Here is a 1,902-nt window from a genome sequence, read left to right as displayed (position 1 = left end):
CTGTTAAACCTGACAACAGTGGACAGCAGGCACAGGATTTACTGGATCTCAGAACAGAAATTCTCAGACTGAAAGCGCAGCTTAAACAGACTGAGGAAGTACGGGATATTCTGAAAACCTAGACGACACGTTCCGGCGTAACGGACTGCGTGCGCCCCGCAGCGTTCGGCTGCTGCCAGCGTGATTACAGACGTGACATGTCCCCTCCTCAAATAAGTTCGGCGTCGCGTGCCAGATGGCTCAGATTGTTATACCCCAGACGGGCAGAGGCCAGCTGATGGGCAATCCCGAATCCTGCTTTGCCTCCACCACCAGCCAGCCATGATAATCCTGCGCTTACAGCCGTTGCATGAGCGGCGGGTAATCGACGCAGTTGTCGGCCGGCACGGTAAATACGCTGCTTAGCACCGCATTGAAGAAGCTGGTTTTATGGTTTTTCACGTCTGCTAACACGTCTTTGCAGTGAACGTGATTGATGCGCGAGGCTCAGCGCTGCGCCGGAAGGTGTGAGGTGAGGTATGGCGAGGGGAGGGGGCCGCATGGTGTGAAGGCCGCCTGCGTCGGTGTCAGGCCGTGCGCCTGCCGGAAATTCTCAGGATTGGTACAGGTTTTCATGAAAACACTGGCGCAGCGCTGTTGGCCGTCGGGCTCCCCCTTGCTTAAGATACGGCGAAACCAGTTCAGGCTGCCCGCTTTCCAGACTCCTGTGTACTGCCTCGCAAATCCGGCTGGCTTGTAGCAGGGCAATCAGCATGGGAATGGGCTCTCATCATATTGAGAAAGATTTCCTGGCAGCTATCCTCTCTGACAGAATGTTACAATTGATTGCAACGATATATCCTGAGTTCTTGCATAAACAATTCCCTTTATTGGCACGTTGTAAATGCCTTGCCTGAAGACGAAGAAACCGTTTCGGCGCAGGTATATAGATTTTCATGCCTGGTAGCCGATGCTTTGGCAGGTGGTACTCCTCCTGGCTGCTGTAGCGCGGGAGGCCAGATAGTGGTCGGATGGACATGACTAACCATTACAACCATATTTTTGTCGCCATCTGAAACAGATTTGACTGGCAAGCGGGCTTTCTCACAAAAAATTTATATATCTCTGTTATTATTGATGAATTTTTCAAAAGCACGCGTATCAATTGATATGAAAAGGGGGTACATGAAGCCGGAATGAAAATCGTGCAGAAACTTTCAGAGGCTTTATGTACGTTGCTGGTTTATTTCTATGCTGACGATGATGATCTGGCGGAGTTGATGCTGATTTTCTGGTCCTTACCACAACAAGGACGTGCCTAAATTATTTCTTATGCTAAAAACAAAAATTAAAGTCTGACGCATTCAGCAAAATATTCTGGTAACACAATTGCCGTATTATCAAGGGAAGTTACATTCTGCACGCCATATTTTTACTAAAGAACTATATCTATCTTAACATAAAGCCGAATACTGGGATTGTTTCTGGAGTGATGACATAGAATTAAATTGTTTGTATTTATCCTTGCATAGGCATAATTAGTAAGCCTCCTTGATCTATAAAAAACGGCTTTCTCTGTTACTTTTCCTAAGTCCATCTCAAAAATGTCATTGAGAAATGATTCAAGTGTTAAATTGAACCTAACCTAACCTAACCTAACCTAACCTAACCTAACCTGACCTGACCTGACCTGACCTGACCTGACCTGACTTGACCTGACCTGAGTTAGAGGGTAGGGGCGTCTATCAGGGGGGCATGCCATATTTCCCATAACAGGTCTAAAATTTTTCTGGAAATTTATTAATAAAAAAAAGATATCCTCTGTCCATAAGAATATAATTTCCTTTTCGTAACTGATGGAGAATGTCCATGACTGTGCTTCTTGCCAGTGTTGTGCGCTCCATTATAAATCTGACGACCGGA

Annotated in this window: 2 protein-coding genes and 2 pseudogenes; 2 read left to right on the top strand and 2 right to left on the bottom strand. The window is 46.4% G+C overall.

Annotation, left to right across the window (positions count from 1 at the left end):
- Positions 1–116, top strand: a pseudogene (locus WB371_RS23630) (IS3 family transposase); the annotation flags it as partial.
- A gap of 92 nt (positions 117–208) precedes the next feature.
- On the opposite strand, the pseudogene WB371_RS23625 reads toward WB371_RS23630, so the two are convergent.
- A pseudogene (locus WB371_RS23625) lies at positions 209–486 on the bottom strand (TIM barrel protein); the annotation flags it as partial.
- A gap of 689 nt (positions 487–1,175) precedes the next feature.
- On the opposite strand from WB371_RS23625, the gene WB371_RS23620 reads away from it, so the two are divergent.
- Entirely contained in the window at positions 1,176–1,301 is a 126-nt protein-coding gene (locus WB371_RS23620; RefSeq protein ID WP_336222373.1) for a hypothetical protein, read from the top strand.
- A gap of 456 nt (positions 1,302–1,757) precedes the next feature.
- Here WB371_RS23620 and WB371_RS23915 read toward each other — a convergent pair whose 3' ends face one another.
- Positions 1,758–1,886 carry a helix-turn-helix domain-containing protein gene (locus WB371_RS23915; protein WP_420704081.1) on the bottom strand — a complete coding sequence of 43 codons (129 nt, stop codon included), beginning with the start codon at positions 1,884–1,886 and terminating at the stop codon, positions 1,758–1,760.
- Between the last annotated feature and the right edge of the window lie 16 nt (positions 1,887–1,902).

The organism is Citrobacter amalonaticus, assembly GCF_037053465.1.
GTDB classification, from domain to species: Bacteria; Pseudomonadota; Gammaproteobacteria; order Enterobacterales; family Enterobacteriaceae; genus Citrobacter_A; species Citrobacter_A amalonaticus_H.
Note: the sequence above shows the minus strand (reverse complement) of the source record. Positions and strands in the feature narration are given on the sequence as shown.